Raw genomic sequence first — 15,471 nt, 5'->3', positions numbered from 1 at the left:
CCACCCGCTCGCCCTCCCGTCCTCGAAAGGCCTCACGCGCATGTTCGATCTCTGGTCCGCCGTCTACCACGGGGTCGTCTACGCCCTGCTCGCCGGCGTCGTCCTCGTGGCGGCGTACTACGTGCTGGACCTGCTGACGCCCGGCCACCTCGGCCGGCACCTCCTCGGCGGTCCCGACACCGCGGCCTCGAGCTCGGCCGCGCTGGTCAGCGCGGCCTGGCTGCTGGGCAACGGGGCCGTGCTGTTCACCGCCATCTGGACCAACGGCGAGACCAGCCTGGGCTACGCGCTGCTGTGGACGCTGGTCTTCGGCGTGATCGGCTGCGCGCTGAACAGCATCATGCTCCTGGCCATCGACGCGGTGACGCCGGGCGACCTGCGCGCGGTGATCTGCACCCCGGGGGCCGTGCTCCCGCTGGCGACCGTGTCGGCCGCCGCCACCCTGGCCGTCTCCGCGATCGTCTGCGCCTCGATCGCCTGACATGTGGCGCCACCGCTCCAAGCCGCGCCCGGGGTTCTTGAGGACCGTCGAGCAGCAGGGCCTGATCTTCCCCCAGACCGACCTCCCCGACGGCTCCAAGGTGCCCTACTGGAACGAGTGGGCCTGGTACGAGCTCACCCAGTCCGAGGTCGACCTGCTCGAGCACGCCACCGAGACGCTCTGGGGGCTGTGCCTGGAGGCGGTGCCCAAGATGCTGCGCGACTTCAGCGACACCGACCTGCGGCTGCCCACCGGCACCCTGGACTACGTCCGCGACTCCATCCGCGCCGAGCACCCGTCGCTCTACGCCCGCTTCGACCTGCGCTTCGACGGCGAGGACCTGCGGATGATGGAGCTCAACGGCGACACCCCCACCGGCCTGGTCGAGACCGCGGTCGCGCAGTGGCGCTGGAAGGAGGACATGGACTTCTCCAACGACACCGACCAGTGGAACAGCCTGCACGAGCGGCTCGTCGACACCTGGGCCAAGCTCGGCCGGTCCGGGCGCATCCCCGGCGGGCGCCTGCACCTGTTCCACAGCCAGTCCGACACCTCGGGCGAGGAGGAGATGACGGTCCACTACCTGGCCGACGTCGCCACCCAGGCCGGCCTGACGGTGTCGGTCCAGCCGATCGAGACCATCCACTGGCAGGAGCACGCCACCCTGCCCAAGGGTCGCTTCCTCGACGCCAACGACGAGCCGATCACCGCCGCCTTCAAGCTCTACCCGTGGGAGGCGATGCTGGCCGAGGAGCCGGTCGGCACGATCCTGCTGCACGGCAGCGAGCTCGACCCGGTGCGCTGGATCGAGCCCGCCTGGAAGGTCCTGCTCTCGACCAAGGCGCTGCTCCCGGTGCTGTTCGAGATGAACCCGGACTGCCCCTACCTGCTGCCGGCGTACTTCGACGACCCGGGCGACCTGGTCGAGTGGATCGCCAAGCCGCTCCAGGGCCGTGAGGGCGACAACATCGTGGTGCACCGCTGGGACGGCACCGAGACCGTCAACGAGGGGGCGTACGCCGGGGACCGGATGGTCTACCAGGAGTTCAAGGAGCTCCCGAACTTCGGGATCGACGGCGACGGCGACAACTTCGCCATGATCGGCAGCTGGGTCGTCGACGGCGAGTCGGCCGGCGCGATCGTGCGCGAGTCCGACGGGCCGGTCACCGACTACTACAGCCGGGTGGTGCCGCACGTGATCAGCGACGCCCTCGAGCCGTCCTTCGGCCAGACCCTGCTCTGGCGCAACCAGCGGGTCACCGACCCGCTGCCCCGCCTGGACTGAGACGCGCGCCGGAAGTGACGCCTCAGATGTCGCGTTCGTGCCACCTGCGACCGATCCCCAGGTGAGAATGTGCCGTCCGCGTGGCCGACGCGGCCCGCCGGATCGTCCGACCAGGGGGGAACAGGTGCAGACTCCACCCCATGTCGAACGCACGTCCTCGCGGCGGCGCCCACCGCGCCGGCAACCGCCCGGGAGCCAGGGCCGACACCTCGACCCCGGCCCGCCTGCCGGCCCAGCGCCCGCCGTGGCCCTCCGGCCTGCCGCTGACACCGCCGGAGCCTGCTGAGGTGGCCGCACCACCGATCGACGGGCCGGCCCCGTCCCCGGACCGTGGGCCCTCGGAGATGTCGCGCCGACCGTTCGTGCGCCCGCCCGGTGAGGAGATCGACTTCGCCCGGGTGGTGCGGCGCCACGACCTGAGCCGCCGGGCGGCCCAGGTGGCCCGGATCTGCCTGCTGCTCGCGGGGGTCTGCCTGGTCGGCTACCTGCTGGTGCCGTCCCCGGTCCTGATCGCCGCGATCGGCGTCGCCGCCCTCGTCTCGGTCGGCGCGGGCACGCTCCGCTGGCGCCTCGACGGCGCCGCGGTCCCGCGGCTGCGTCGCTGAGGCCCCGGGCACGCCCGGTCGGTCGCCGCACGAGCCCCTCGGCGTGCAGACAAGCCCCCTCGGGGACCAGGTGAGCCCCCTCGGCGGGCATACGAGCCTCCTCGGGGACCAGGTGAGCCCCCTCGGCGGGTGGGTCAGTCGCTGCGGCCGCGGACGCCGGCGTCGGTGAGGCGGCTCTCCTCGGCGGCGTTGCGCTCGAGCTCCTCGCGGCGCTCCTGGCCGATCTTGGCGAACTCACCCGGCTCGCTGACCAGCTCCGAGGCACCGCGCGGCAGCCGCATCAGCGCCTGACGGCCGAAGATCTGCTGCTCGGTGGCGGTGCGCTGGGAGCGGTCGTTGGACAGGAACGTGACCGCCCAGTGGATCAGCGCGGTGAACTGGTTCTTGAAGCCGGTCAGGTAGATCAGGTGCACGCCGAGCCACATCAGCCAGGCGATCAGACCGCTGAGGCGGACCTTGCCGACCAGCGCGACCGCGTCGAAGCGCGAGATCGTGGCCATGCTGCCCTTGTCGAAGTACTTGAAGGGCTCCTGCGGGGCGGCGTCCTTGAGCCGGCCCTGGATCTCCTTGGCGGCGTACTTGGCGCCCTGGATGGCCACCTGGGCCACGCCGGGGAGGTTGTTGAGCGCGATCATGTCGCCGACGACGAAGACCTCGGGGTGACCGGGCAGCGTCAGGTCAGGGTTGACCATGATCCGGCCCGCGCGGTCGAGACCGGCGCCGGACTGCTCCGACAGGGTGCGCCCCAGCGGGCTGGCCTGGACGCCCGCGGCCCAGATCTTGGTGACCGCCTCGATGCGACGGGCCTGGCCGCTCTTGTCCTGGACCTCGAGTCCGCGCTCGTCGACGTTGGTGACCATGGTGCCGAGCTGGACCTCGACGCCGAGGTCCTCCAGCGCCTTCTGGCTCTTGCGACCCAGCTCCGCGCCGAAGGGCGGCAGCACCTGGGAGGCGGCGTCGATCAGGATGACGCGGGCCTCGCGGGTGTTGATGTAGCGGAAGTCGCGCTTGAGGGTCTTGCGGGACAGCTCGGCGATCTGGCCGGCCATCTCCACCCCGGTGGGGCCCGCACCGACGACGACGAAGGTCAGCAGGTGGTCGGTCGGCTCGCCCTTGGCGGCCATGTTCTCGGCCAGCTCGAAGGCACCGAAGATGCGGCCGCGCAGCTCCAGGGCGTCGTCGACGCTCTTCATGCCGGGGGCGAACTCGGCGAAGTGGTCGTTGCCGAAGTAGGACTGGCCCGCGCCGGCTGCGACCAGGAGGCTGTCGTACGACGTGACGGTCGAGCGGCCGAGCACCGAGTGGGTGACGGTCTGCGCCTCGAGGTCGACATCGGTGACCTCGCCGAGGAGCACCCGGGCGTTGTCCTGCTTGGCCAGCACCTCGCGGGTGGCCGGGGCGATCTCGCCCTCGGACAGGATGCCGGTCGCCACCTGGTAGAGGAGCGGCTGGAAGAGGTGGTGGGTGGTCTTCGCGATCATGGTCACGTCGACGTCGGCCTTGCGCAGCGCCTTGGTGCCGAAGAGACCGCCGAACCCCGACCCGATCACGACCACCTGGTGCCGGTGGGCTGCCTGCGGGGCGAGGGGGGCGTCGGAGGAGGAGTTCACGTCTGGCACAACAGAGATTGTGACTCCGGAAGTCCCCTGGTGACCAATCCAGAACTGGTCGACTGTGTCACACGCCCGGACCTACCGAGCGGTAGGGGTCAGGGCGCACCAGGCACGATGTACGCGTGAGCGACTACGACCTCGTGGTGATCGGCACCGGTTCGGGCAACAGCATCGTCGACGACCGCTTCGCGGACCGGCGCGTGGCCATCGTGGAGGAGGGCGTCTTCGGCGGCACCTGCCTCAACGTGGGCTGCATCCCGACCAAGATGTTCGTCTACCCCGCCGACCTGGCCGAGCAGGCGCGGCACGCCCCCGAGCTCGGCGTCGAGACGTCGTACGACGGGGTGCGCTGGGCCGAGGTCCGCGACCGGATCTTCGGGCGGATCGACCCGATCGCGGCCGGCGGCGAGGACTACCGCCGCGGCCTGCCGAACGTCGACGTCCACACCGGGCACGCCACGTTCGTCGACGACCGCACGCTGGTCGTTCGGGCCACCGACGGCACCGAGACCCGGATCACCGCCGACCAGGTCGTGATCGCCGCGGGCAGCCGGGTGGAGGTCGCCGACGTGCCGGGCCTGGACGAGGTGGAGTTCCACACCAGCGACACCGTGATGCGCCTGCCCGAGCTGCCGCGACGGCTGGTCGTGCTGGGCGGCGGCTACGTCGCCGCGGAGTTCGCCCACGTCTTCGCCTCCCTGGGCAGCCGGGTGACCCAGGTGCAGCGGGGCGCGCGGCTGCTGATGGCCCAGGACGAGGACGTCTCGGCCGCCTTCACCCGCGCCGCCTCGCAGCGCTGGGACGTGCGCCTCTCGGCCACCGCGACCAAGGTGACCCAGGACGGTCCCGGCACCCCGGTGACCGTCGACCTGAGCGACGGGACCCAGGTCGAGGCCGACGTGCTCCTGGTCGCCACCGGCCGCACCTCCAACGCCGACCGGCTGGGCCTGGAGAACACCGGTGTGCGGGTCGAGGACGGGATCGTCGTCGTCGACGAGCACCAGCGCACCACCGTGCCGGGCATCTGGGCGCTGGGCGACGTCGCCAACCACGACCAGCTCAAGCACGTCGCGAACCACGAGGCCCGGATCGTCCAGCACAACCTGCTGCACCCCGAGGACCTCCACACGAGCGACCACCGGTTCGTCCCCAGCGCGGTCTTCACCTCCCCCCAGATCGCCAGCGTGGGGCTGACCTCCCAGGCCGCCCGCGAGCAGGGGATCGAGGTGCGCACGGCCGTCCAGGACTACGCCGACGTCGCCTACGGGTGGGCCATGGAGGCCCCCTCGGGCGACCTGTTCTGCAAGCTGGTCGCCGACGCCTCCGGCGAGCGCCTGCTCGGCGCCCACCTGATCGGACCCCAGGCCAGCATCCTGGTCCAGAGCCTGGTGCAGGGGATGAGCCTGGGCTCGACGGTGGCGGAGATGGCCGGCGGGCAGTACTGGATCCACCCGGCGCTGGCCGAGGTGGTGGAGAACGCGTTGCTCAAATTACGGTGACGATGCGTGCTCCGAGGACCCGGTTCCCCTACTGTCGGTCCCGACCCCCGTTGGAGCTCGGCGCTCCTCTTCTCGAGCCGGGTCGTGCCCGACCGAGGGAGGGTGGCCCTGACCAAGCGCTCACTCGTCCTTCCCGCGAGCCCGCCCTCGGTGAAGCTCGCGCGTTCCTGGGTGTCCCGCGTGCTGACCGAGATCGGTCGAGGTGACCTCGTCGACTCGGCCGCGCTCGGCGTCTCCGAGCTCGTCACCAACGCGCTGATCCACTCCAGGCCCCCTCTCTCGGTCCGCATCCGCGGCACCGTGGACCACCCCCGCATCGAGGTCGTCGACTCCTCCCCCGTGCCGCCCCAGCGCACGCCCGTCGTGCCCCGCCCCGAGGACGTCGACGACGCCAACGTCACCTCCTTCGGTCGCGGCCTCGACCTGGTCGCGATGATGTCGGCCCGCTGGGGCTCGGACCTGGCCCACGACGGTCGCAGCAAGCTGGTGTGGTTCGAGCCCAGCGACGGCGACCGCACCACGCGCGACGAGAACGGGGAGGTCTTCGACTTCGACCCCGACTTCGACGACGGCCCGCCCGTCGACGAGAACCGCCTCGCGCTGCGCCTGCTCAACGTGCCGGCCCGGGTGTTCGCCGAGATGCGTCGCTACCACTTCGAGGTGCGCCGCGAGCTCCGGCTGCTGGCCATGACCGCGCCCGAGGACTACCCCCTGGCCGTGGAGATCACCGAGACCTTCCGCCAGTCCGACCGCGAGCGTCGGGCCGCCGCCGGGGTCTCCCAGCTGGACAAGGCCATCACCGACCTGGCCGTCACGGTCGACCTCGACTACAGCATCCCGGCCAGTGCCCCGGCGACGATGGCGAGGCTGCGCGACCTGCTGGTCGAGTGCTACCGCGCCTTCTCCGGGGAGCACCTGCTGGCGCTGCGACCGCCGGACCTGATCGTCCGGCTCCAGAGCTGGTACTTCACCGAGTTCGAGCGCCAGGCCCGCGGCGAGGAGCCGGTGCCGTGGGACGGACCGACCTCGATGCCGCCGCTGTAGGTTCCGTCCCCGATGGTCACCACCCACGCCCGACCGGCGCCCCCGGTCGCCTCCCTGCTCGCCGCGTCCGTGGGCGGCGCCCTCGGCGCGCTCGGCCGCTGGCTGCTGACCGGTCTCGTGCCGACCCAGCCCGGTCACTTCCCCTGGACGGTCCTGGGCATCAACGTGGTCGGCTCGGCCCTGCTGGCGGGCGTCCCGCTGCTGCCGGCGGCGCGGCGCACGCCCTGGGTGGCGGTGCTCCTGGGCACCGGCGTGCTCGGCGGCTTCACCACCATGTCGACCGCCTCGACCGACACCGTCGGCCTGCTCGACTCCGGCCACGTCGGCCTCGCGGCGGCGTACGCCCTGGGGACGCTCGGGGCCGCGCTGCTCGCGGTCGCCGTGGTGAACCGGTCCGCGAGCCCGGGGTGGCGCGCGGCCGTCCAGGTCGAGGAGGGTGACCGGTGAGCGGTCTGGCCGCCGGGGCCGGGCTGCTGGTCGCGGTCGGCGCCGCGGTCGGCGCACCCCTGCGCCTGCTCGTCGGGCACCACCTGGACCGCGACCTGCCGCGCCGGCTGCCGCTCGGCACGCTGAGCGTCAACCTGGTCGGATCGCTGGTGCTCGGCGCCCTGGTGGGGGCCGCGGTCGGCGGCCACGCGATGGCGCTGCTGGGCACCGGCTTCTGCGGCGGGCTCACGACCTACAGCGCCTTCGCGGTGCAGAGCGTGGCGGCCGGAGGGCGGCGGGGGACGGCGTACGTCGCCCTCACGATCGTGGGCTGCCTGCTGATGGCGACCCTGGGGCACCTCGCGGCCACCTCCCTGTCCTAGCGTGGCGCCCATGGCGACCACCCCGACGTCCCCGGGCTCCCCCGGCCCCGCGGGTCATGCCCGGTCCACGGGACCCGGCGAGCCGTCGTCGGGGGTCGAGGACACGGTGCTGCGCGCGGTGCGGCTGGTGCCGGTGGGACGCGGTCCCGGTCGCCGGCCGCCCGGCTCGCGGAGCACCGCGCCGGTGACCTCGGGCGACCACGTCGTCCCCGGGGCCACCGATCTCCCGGGGGTCCCGGACCTCCCGGAGGTGGTGGACGTCCTCGTGCGGGGCGGCCGGGTCGCCGAGGTCGGGCCCGACCTGCACGCCCCCGGCGCGGAGGAGGTCCTGGCCGACGGCCGTTGGCTGGTCCCCGGGCTGTGGGACCAGCACGTGCACCTGGGGCAGTGGGCCCTCGCGTCGTACCGCCTGGACCTGGGGCGCACGCGCTCGCCCCAGGACGCCCTGGCCCTGGTCCGCGACCGGCTCGCCCAGCTGCCCGGGCTGCCGGTGGTCGGCTGGGGCCACCGCTCGGCGGGCTGGACGCAGCAGCCGACGGTCGCCGACCTCGACGCCGTCTCCGGCGCGGTCCCGGTCGTGCTCATCGCCGGCGACGGGCACCACGCCTGGTGCAACACCCGCGCGCTCCGCGGCCTCGGGCTGGCCGAGCGCGACGGGGTGGTCAGCGAGGCGGAGTGGTTCGCGACGTACCCCCGCCTGGCGCAGCTGGTCGGCTCCGACGGCACCTCGCCCGAGGCCTACCTGCACGCGATGAGCGGCGCGGCGGCCCAGGGGGTGGTGGGGCTGGTGGACCTGGAGTTCGACCAGAGCGCCAGCGCCTGGCCCGAGCGGATCGCGGGCGGGGCCGAGCTGCTGCGGGTGCGGGTCGGCGCCTACGTCGACACCCTCGACGACTTCGCCGCCTCGGGAGCGCGCACCGGCGCCGCGCTGCCCGGCTGCGGTCCCCTGGTCACGATGGGGCCGCTCAAGATCATCTCCGACGGGTCGCTGAACACCGGGACGGCCTGGTGCTGCTCGGCGTACGCCGGGGGCGGGACGGGCGCGGCCAACATCTCCGGCGAGGGCCTCAGCGCCGTGCTCGGCCACGCCCGGCGCAGCGGCATGGACGTCGCCGTGCACGCCATCGGCGACGCCGCCGTCGCGCAGGCGCTGGCGGCCTTCGAGGGCACCGGCGTGCGGGGCTCGATCGAGCACGCCCAGCTGATCACCCGCGAGGACTCCCGGACGATGGCACGCCTGGGCATCCGGGCCAGCGTGCAGCCGGCCCACCTGCTCGACGACCGCGACCTCACCGAGACGCTGTGGCCCGACCGCACCGGCCGCTGCTTCGCCCTGCGCTGGCTGGTCGAGGACGGCGTCGACGTCGTGCTCGGCTCCGACGCGCCGGTCTCGCGGCTGGACCCCTGGGACGCGATGGCCGCAGCAGTGCACCGCAGCGCCGACGAGCGCGACCCCTGGCACCCCGAGCAGGCGCTCACGGTCGCCGAGGCGCTGACCGCGAGCACCGACGGCTGGGGCACCGTGGCGCCCGGGCACCCCGGCGACCTGGCCCTGCTCGACGCCGACCCGCTGCGCGACCCCGGGACGGGCGGCACCGCCGACCGTGCCCGGCACCTCCGGGCGATGACGGTGGCCGGCACCTGGGTGGCCGGGCGGCTGGTGCACTCCACGCTCTGAGTCCCGGCGTCCTGCGGGTCAGTCGTCGGCGGCCGGGGTGTCGTCCATCCCCAGCGCGATCACCAGCTCGAGCACGCGGTGCGGGTCCTCCAGGCGGTCGCCGAACACCTCGCGCAGCTGACCCATGCGGTAGCGCACGGTCTGGGGGTGCACGAACAGTGCGGCCGCCACCGCGTCCCGGCGACCCTGGTGCAGCAACCACGCGCGCAGGGTCTCCACCAGCTTCTCCGCGCTGCTGTCCCGCACGTCCTCCAGCGGCGCCAGCACGCGCGCCCGCAGGTCGGCCAGCGCGTCGGGGTCCGCGGTGACGACCAGCTCGGCCAGGAACGCCTCGGTGTCCGGGCCCCGCCCCAGCCGCTGCACCCGGACCGCCCGGTCCACCGACGTACGCACGTCGAGCCAGTGCCGCGGCGGACCGACCACCACCGACCGGTGCTCGAGGGTGTGGAGCAGGACGTCGCGTCCCGCGCCGTGCACGTCGGGGACGAGCAGCACCGCCAGGTCGCGGTCGGCCGCCGGACCGGTCTCCACCGCGTCGATGCCCTCCCCGGCGACGATCGTCTCCGGGGACAGCGAGGCCAGCACCGCGCGGGTCTGCGAGGCCGGCACCAGCACGGCGGTCAGCGTCTCCGGCACCGACCAGTCGGCCCGGGCGGCGCTCTGCACGAGCACGTCGGGGTCGGCCCGGGCGAGCAGCTGCTCGGCGAGCTTCTCCAGCAGCCGCTGGCGCACACGGCCGGTGGTGGCCTGCTCGTCGCCGTGGCCGGCGACGCTGGCCGCGGACAGCTCGTCGATGTAGGCGAAGACCAGCTCGGCGAAGCGCCCCAGGGTCTCGGCGTCCACCCCGGTCCGCACGGCGGCGCCCGACATCTCGCGCCACGAGACCCGGGCGCCGATGCGGTACGCCGACAGCAGCGCGTCGACGGTCCGCCCGCTGCGCGCCTCACCGCGGCCGAGCTGGTAGGCCCCGTCCACCGCGGTCGCCGTGGGTGAGCTGCCGGCACCGCCCGCCCGCCCGGCCAGGGACACGAAGCCACCCAGGGCCAGCTCGACGGCTCCGCGGATGTTCTCGCCCATCCGACCGGTCAGGGCGTCGGAGTAGCTCGGGACCTCCTCGGTGACCGCCTTGACCGTCCGCTCGGCGACCTCCGGGAGGCCGCGACGCAGCTCGGCCACCGTGCGCTTGCTGAGACGAACACCGCCGCGTCGCGTCATTCTTCATCCTCTGCGAACAAAAGGAGGTACCGGATTCACATCCTCCGGTCATGACTTTAGCGCCCTGGTCGCGGACAGTAGTGGGTATGGCGATCACGTCCCCGCACCCCCGCACCCCGTCGGCGCCCACCGCTCCCCGGTGGTCCTCGACGCTGCGCTCCGGCGTACGCCGTGTGGCGGAGCTGGCCGCGACCCCGCTGGTGCCGGCCGACTACCTCGACATCATCGACCCGCTGCGGCCCGGTGCCGACCTGCGCGGCCGCGTCGAGGGCGTCTTCCCCGAGACCGCCGACGCCGCCACCATCCTGATCAAGCCCGGCGCCGACTGGGCCGGCCACGTGCCGGGCCAGTACGTCCGCATCGGCATCGACGTCGACGGGGTGCGTCAGTGGCGCGCCTACTCCCTCACCCACGGCCCCCGCGCCGACGGCCGCATCGCGGTCACGGTCAAGGCCGTGCCGGACGGGAAGGTCAGCCACCACCTGGTGCGCAACACCCGGGTCGGCACGATGGTCCACCTCGAGCAGGCCGCCGGCGAGTTCGTGCTCCCCGAGGACGGCGGCAAGTTCCTCTTCGTCACCGCCGGCTCCGGCGTCACCCCCGTGATCGGGATGCTGCGCAACCTCTTCCCGGTCACCGAGGACGGCGTGGTCCGCCTCCCGCGCAGCGACGCCTTCGACATCACCGTCGTGCACGTCGCCCCCAGCCACCCCGACTCGATCTTCGCCCGCAACCTCCAGGAGCTGCACGAGGCCGGCATGATCCGCCTCGTCGCGCGCTACGACGACGAGCACGGTGTCCTCGACGTCGCCGACCTGGCCGACCTGGTGCCCGACCTCGACGCCCGGGCGACCTACGCCTGCGGTCCGGCCGGCCTGCTCGCCGCCCTGGAGACCCACCACGCCGACCGCGGCCTGGAGCTCCAGACCGAGCAGTTCCGCGTGGCCACCCTGGTCACCGGCGAGGGCGGCACCGTCGACTTCACCGGCAGCGGCGTGACCCTGGAGGCCACCGGCGACCGGCCGATCCTGGAGCAGGCCGAGGAGGCCGGCGTCCTGATGCCCAGCGGCTGCCGGATGGGCGTCTGCTTCGGCTGCGTCCTGCCCCTGCGCGAGGGCGTCGTCCGCGACCTGCGCAGCGGCGACATCACCACCGCCCAGGAGGGCGACGGCGTCAACATCCAGACCTGCATCTCGGCCGCTGCCGGCCCCTGCCGCATCGACCACTGACCACCACGTCCCGCACTCCCTGATCACCCACCCGAAGGAGATCACCATGACCGTCCTGCAGAAGCAGACCACCAGCCCGATCGCCCACCTCACCGCCGAGGACGTCGAGCAGATCGGCCGGGAGCTCGACGCCATCCGCGCCGAGGTCGTCGCCCAGCGCGGCGAGAGCGACGCGGCGTACATCCGCAAGGTGATCGACGTGCAGCGCAAGCTCGAGCTCGGCTCGCGCGGCGTCCTGCTGTTCTCGCTGTTCCCGCCGGCGTGGATCGCCGGGACGGTCGGCCTCTCGGTCGCCAAGATCCTGGAGAACATGGAGATCGGCCACAACGTCATGCACGGCCAGTGGGACTGGATGCGTGACCCGAAGATCCACTCGACCACCTGGGAGTGGGACAACGCCTCCCCGGCCGAGCAGTGGAAGCACTCGCACAACGAGCTGCACCACACCTACACCAACGTCGTCGGCAAGGACAACGACCTCGGTTACGGCATCATGCGCGTCGACGAGGACCAGCGCTGGAGCCCGTTCTACCTGGCCCAGCCCCTGTGGAACTTCATCAACGCTTGCTTCTTCGAGTACGGCATCGCGGCCTACGACCTCGAGCTGGGCAAGAACATCAAGCGCAAGCAGACGAAGTCGCCCGAGTTCAAGGCCAAGCTGCGCCAGACGCTGGGCAAGATCAAGAAGCAGGCCACCAAGGACTACGTCGTCCACCCGCTGCTGTCCGGCCCGTCCGCCCTGACCACGCTCGGCGCCAACTTCACCGCCAACCTGGTCCGCAACCTGTGGACCCACTCGGTGATCATGTGCGGCCACTTCCCCGAGGGCGTCTCCACCTTCGAGAAGAAGTCGATCGAGGGCGAGACCAAGGGCGAGTGGTACGTGCGCCAGATGCTCGGCTCGGCCAACATCACCGGGTCCCGCGCGATGCACATCGCCACCGGCAACCTGAGCTACCAGATCGAGCACCACCTGTTCCCCGACCTCCCGAGCAACCGCTACCAGGAAATCGCGCCCAAGGTGGAGGCGCTGTTCGAGCGCTACGGCCTGACCTACACGACCGGTTCGCTGCCCAAGCAGGTCGCCTCGGCGTGGCACAAGGTGATCCGCCTGTCGCTGCCGAACAACTTCGCCTCCCGCAAGGTCAACCCGACCCCGGTCGCCCCGGCTGCCCCCGAGGCCCCTCGCGTCGCCGCCTGACCTGCTCCTGCTGCTCGGCCCGGTCGCCCCTCGGGGTGGCCGGGCCGTCGGCGTACGTGGGGGTGGGTGGCTCGGCGGCCGCGGCTGTCGGGGCGGCCGCGGCTGTCGGGGCGGCCGCGGCTGTCGGGGCTGTCGGGGCGCTGCGGCTGTCGCGGGGCGGCCGGGGCGCTGCACATGTCGCGGGTGGTGCAGGTGGGCGACCCAGGGGCCTCGTGGGCGACATCTGCAGCCACGGGGGCTGCCAATGTTGCTCCTGGGATCCGGCTCGAGGCGCACGAGGGGCGTCCTGGTCACATGTGCAGAGCCGGGCCGTGCGAATGTCGCGCCGGTCGCCTTCCGGGCACCCCAGTGGCACCACGGACGACATTTGCAGGGCAGGGCCGGGCAGGGGCGGCGTACGGCGAGGCGCAGGCCGCCCTGGGGACGCCTGGGACGCTGGGGGCATGGAGGTGGGCGAGGAGGAGTTCGACGCGCTGGTGTCGCAGGCGCTGGACGGGGTGCCGGCGGAGCTGGCCGTCCTGGTGCGCAACGTGGTGGTGCTGGTCGAGGACGAGGCGCCCGCGGACGGGCCGGAGCTGCTCGGGCTCTACGAGGGCGTGCCGCTGACCGAGCGCGACACCGGCTACACGTTCGCGCCGCCCGACCGGATCTTGGTCTTCCGGGGGCCGCTGCTGCGGATGTGCCAGTCGCCCGAGGAGCTGGTGGAGGAGGTCCGGATCACCGTGGTGCACGAGATCGCCCACCACTTCGGCATCGACGACCACCACCTGCACGACCTCGGGTACGCCTGAGGCGACCTGCGCACGACCCACCCCCGACCTCCCCTAGACTGGCGCGGTCGTCGACCGGGCACGCCCGGACGCCCGACAGGGCCCCCATCGTCTAGTGGCCCAGGACCCCGCCCTTTCACGGCGGTAGCACGGGTTCGAATCCCGTTGGGGGTGCCGCGACCGGCCTCGCACGAGCCGCGTCAGGACCGACCCCGGACCGGCCCTAGGGCTGGCGTGGGGCCCGTCGGCCCGGCTCCGCCGGGGCGTCCGACCGCTGACGAGGGGCGACCGGCGTCCCGGAGCGCCTCCGGTCGCCGCCCCACCCGCGACGGGCCCGCCGGTCCGCGGCCGCCCGCTTCTCCGCGCCGTGCGCCTCGGCCGCCTGCTTGGCCTCGTCGAGGGCGGCGGCCACGCGGTCCGTACGGCGACGCAGCCACCACCGAGCCACGACGCCGGCCAGGCCGGGGTCGTCCCTGCGCTCGTAGCCGTACGGCTGGCTCGTCGCGGACTCCAGAGACTCGGAAGGGCTCTTGCAGGAGAAGAACGCGCCCGACCCCACCCGGTCACGGACCGCGTCGACGAGCCGGACAGGTCGCCCGCCGGAGCGTCGCGGGCGGTGGTGCCCCCGATTTCGTGCAGCGGGTGGGGATGGGTTAATCTTTCGTCGCTGCGGAACACGGCAGCCGACAAGCACCACACGAGGCCCCGTAGCGCAGTTGGTTAGCGCGCCGCCCTGTCACGGCGGAGGCCGCGGGTTCGAGTCCCGTCGGGGTCGCAACAGTTTGCGACGAACAGATCAGGGCGAGGTCATCATGACCTCGCCCTGAGTCGTTCCCGGATGGTGGTGCCGCTGCGGGGACTCGGTTTCACCCGCGCCACGGGTGTCCGGTACAGTTCCGACTCGGTTCCTCCGGGGACCTGGTGAGGGCAGGTAGCTCAGTTGGTACGAGCGTCCGCCTGAAAAGTGGAAGGTCGGCGGTTCGACCCCGCCCCTGCCCACCACCGCGAGGCCCGCCGGCACCACGCCGGCGGGCCTTCGTCGTACGCCGGGGCCCCGCTCGCCCGCCTGCGCCGCGCAACGCCTACCCCCGCCGCGCAACGCCCACACATTTGTGTAGGAGATGCAGCACGATGCCCCCGACGTGCTGCATCCGCTACACAAAAGTGTGGGTACGGCGACCACCTCCCGCTCGCCCACCAGCCCCCAGCCCCCGGCCGCCTTGGAACCCGTCGGCACACTGACCGGGTGCCGGAGCTGCCCGAGGTCGAAGCCGCGCGTCAGGTGATCGAGCAGGGGGCGCTGGGGCGGCGGATCGCCTCCGTCGACGACAGCGACGCCTACGAGTGCCGACCGCACGCGCCGGGCGAGATCGCCGACGCACTCGTCGGGCGGACGCTGGTCGAGGCCCACCGACGCGGCAAGTCGATGTGGTGCACCACCGGGGCCGACGGTCCGCTGCTCGGCATCCACCTCGGCATGAGCGGGCGGATCCTGGTCACGGACGCCGAGGGCCGCCCCACCGACGGCGGCGACCCGGTGCGGCTGCGCCCCGACAAGCCGGAGTGGTTCCGGTTCACCGCGACGTTCGAGGACGGCGGGGCGCTGCGGCTCTTCGACAAGCGACGGCTGGGGCGGGTGCGCCTGGACCCCGATCTCGACGCCCTGGGACCGGACGCGGGCGAGGTCGGCCGCGAGGAGTTCCGCGAGCGGGTCGGTCGCGGTCGGGTCGCCCTCAAGGCACGGCTGCTCGACCAGTCCGTCGTCGCCGGCATCGGCAACCTGCTCGCCGACCAGGTCCTGTGGCAGGCCCACCTGGCCCCCGACCGGCCCGCGGGCGAGCTCACCACCGACGAGCTCGACGCGCTGCGCCGCGAGCTGCGCTCGGGCATCCGGCACGCCATCCGGCACGGCGGGGTGCACACCGGCGAGGTGGTCGAGCACCGCCACCGCGGCGGTCGCTGCCCGCGCTGCGGCGCCGACCTGCAGCGCGCCACGGTCGGGGGGCGCACGACGTGGTGGTGCCCGGTCGAGCAGGTCTGAG

Annotated in this window: 15 protein-coding genes and 3 tRNA genes; 15 read left to right on the top strand and 3 right to left on the bottom strand. The window is 73.1% G+C overall.

What is annotated here, in order from left to right:
• The first annotated feature begins 40 nt into the window (after positions 1-40).
• From ACYVDA_RS10995 to ACYVDA_RS10985, 3 genes are all read left to right on the top strand, one after another.
• Positions 41-481, top strand: coding sequence for a DUF350 domain-containing protein (locus tag ACYVDA_RS10995; RefSeq protein ID WP_460818317.1), 441 nt, complete (start codon positions 41-43; stop codon positions 479-481).
• Between the two features lies 1 nt (position 482).
• On the top strand, positions 483-1,766 hold the full coding sequence (locus ACYVDA_RS10990; protein WP_460818314.1) for a glutathionylspermidine synthase family protein: 1,284 nt from the start codon (positions 483-485) through the stop codon (positions 1,764-1,766).
• 140 nt (positions 1,767-1,906) lie between these two features.
• On the top strand, positions 1,907-2,371 hold the full coding sequence (locus ACYVDA_RS10985; protein WP_460818310.1) for a hypothetical protein: 465 nt from the start codon (positions 1,907-1,909) through the stop codon (positions 2,369-2,371).
• 134 nt (positions 2,372-2,505) lie between these two features.
• On the opposite strand, the gene ACYVDA_RS10980 is transcribed toward ACYVDA_RS10985, so the two are convergent.
• On the bottom strand, positions 2,506-3,981 hold the full coding sequence (locus tag ACYVDA_RS10980) for an NAD(P)/FAD-dependent oxidoreductase (RefSeq protein WP_460818306.1): 1,476 nt from the start codon (positions 3,979-3,981) through the stop codon (positions 2,506-2,508).
• A 125-nt stretch (positions 3,982-4,106) separates the two neighbouring features.
• Between ACYVDA_RS10980 and ACYVDA_RS10975 the strand changes: the two genes are divergently transcribed.
• The 5 genes from ACYVDA_RS10975 to ACYVDA_RS10955 are packed head-to-tail and all read left to right on the top strand — an operon-like array spanning position 4,107 to position 9,014.
• On the top strand, positions 4,107-5,483 hold the full coding sequence (locus ACYVDA_RS10975) for a mycothione reductase (RefSeq protein ID WP_460818304.1): 1,377 nt from the start codon (positions 4,107-4,109) through the stop codon (positions 5,481-5,483).
• A gap of 6 nt (positions 5,484-5,489) precedes the next feature.
• Positions 5,490-6,527 carry an ATP-binding protein gene (locus tag ACYVDA_RS10970; protein ID WP_460818301.1) on the top strand — a complete coding sequence of 346 codons (1,038 nt, stop codon included), beginning with the start codon at positions 5,490-5,492 and terminating at the stop codon, positions 6,525-6,527.
• A gap of 12 nt (positions 6,528-6,539) precedes the next feature.
• Positions 6,540-6,974 (top strand): FluC/FEX family fluoride channel, encoded by a 435-nt coding sequence (locus ACYVDA_RS10965; protein ID WP_460818298.1) that lies wholly within the window; start codon positions 6,540-6,542, stop codon positions 6,972-6,974.
• Positions 6,971-7,336, top strand: a complete 366-nt coding sequence (locus ACYVDA_RS10960) for a fluoride efflux transporter FluC (RefSeq protein ID WP_460818295.1) — start codon at positions 6,971-6,973, stop codon at positions 7,334-7,336. The genes ACYVDA_RS10965 and ACYVDA_RS10960 overlap by 4 nt, the downstream gene beginning before the upstream one ends.
• 10 nt (positions 7,337-7,346) lie before the next feature.
• Entirely contained in the window at positions 7,347-9,014 is a 1,668-nt protein-coding gene (locus tag ACYVDA_RS10955) for an amidohydrolase (protein WP_460818293.1), read from the top strand.
• Positions 9,015-9,032: 18 nt separating this feature from the next.
• Here the strand turns inward: ACYVDA_RS10955 and ACYVDA_RS10950 are convergent, their stop codons facing one another.
• Complete coding sequence (locus ACYVDA_RS10950) at positions 9,033-10,229, bottom strand: PucR family transcriptional regulator (RefSeq protein WP_460818291.1); 1,197 nt, start codon at positions 10,227-10,229, stop codon at positions 9,033-9,035.
• Positions 10,230-10,315: 86 nt separating this feature from the next.
• Between ACYVDA_RS10950 and ACYVDA_RS10945 the strand changes: the two genes are divergently transcribed.
• The 4 genes from ACYVDA_RS10945 to ACYVDA_RS10930 all read left to right on the top strand — a co-directional run bounded on the left by ACYVDA_RS10945 (position 10,316) and on the right by ACYVDA_RS10930 (position 13,603).
• The gene (locus tag ACYVDA_RS10945) at positions 10,316-11,458 is read left to right on the top strand and encodes a ferredoxin reductase (RefSeq protein WP_460818288.1); all 1,143 of its coding nucleotides are present in this window, start codon (positions 10,316-10,318) and stop codon (positions 11,456-11,458) included.
• A gap of 46 nt (positions 11,459-11,504) precedes the next feature.
• Positions 11,505-12,659, top strand: a complete 1,155-nt coding sequence (locus tag ACYVDA_RS10940; RefSeq protein WP_460818284.1) for a fatty acid desaturase family protein — start codon at positions 11,505-11,507, stop codon at positions 12,657-12,659.
• A gap of 443 nt (positions 12,660-13,102) precedes the next feature.
• On the top strand, positions 13,103-13,450 hold the full coding sequence (locus ACYVDA_RS10935; protein ID WP_460818281.1) for a metallopeptidase family protein: 348 nt from the start codon (positions 13,103-13,105) through the stop codon (positions 13,448-13,450).
• A gap of 80 nt (positions 13,451-13,530) precedes the next feature.
• Positions 13,531-13,603, top strand: a tRNA-Glu gene (locus ACYVDA_RS10930).
• 49 nt (positions 13,604-13,652) lie between these two features.
• Here the strand turns inward: ACYVDA_RS10930 and ACYVDA_RS10925 are convergent.
• Positions 13,653-13,988, bottom strand: coding sequence for a hypothetical protein (locus ACYVDA_RS10925; RefSeq protein ID WP_460818277.1), 336 nt, complete (start codon positions 13,986-13,988; stop codon positions 13,653-13,655).
• 142 nt (positions 13,989-14,130) lie between these two features.
• On the opposite strand from ACYVDA_RS10925, the gene ACYVDA_RS10920 reads away from it, so the two are divergent.
• The 3 genes from ACYVDA_RS10920 to ACYVDA_RS10910 all read left to right on the top strand — a co-directional run bounded on the left by ACYVDA_RS10920 (position 14,131) and on the right by ACYVDA_RS10910 (position 15,470).
• A tRNA-Asp gene (locus tag ACYVDA_RS10920) sits at positions 14,131-14,204 on the top strand.
• A 150-nt stretch (positions 14,205-14,354) separates the two neighbouring features.
• Positions 14,355-14,431: transfer RNA gene (locus ACYVDA_RS10915), tRNA-Phe, on the top strand.
• A 244-nt stretch (positions 14,432-14,675) separates the two neighbouring features.
• Positions 14,676-15,470, top strand: coding sequence for an Fpg/Nei family DNA glycosylase (locus ACYVDA_RS10910; protein ID WP_460818274.1), 795 nt, complete (start codon positions 14,676-14,678; stop codon positions 15,468-15,470).
• Position 15,471 lies beyond the last annotated feature (1 nt).

The organism is Nocardioides korecus, from assembly GCF_054778395.1.
The sequence above is the reverse complement of the archived record's forward strand: the minus strand, read 5'-3'. Positions and strand labels throughout refer to the sequence as shown.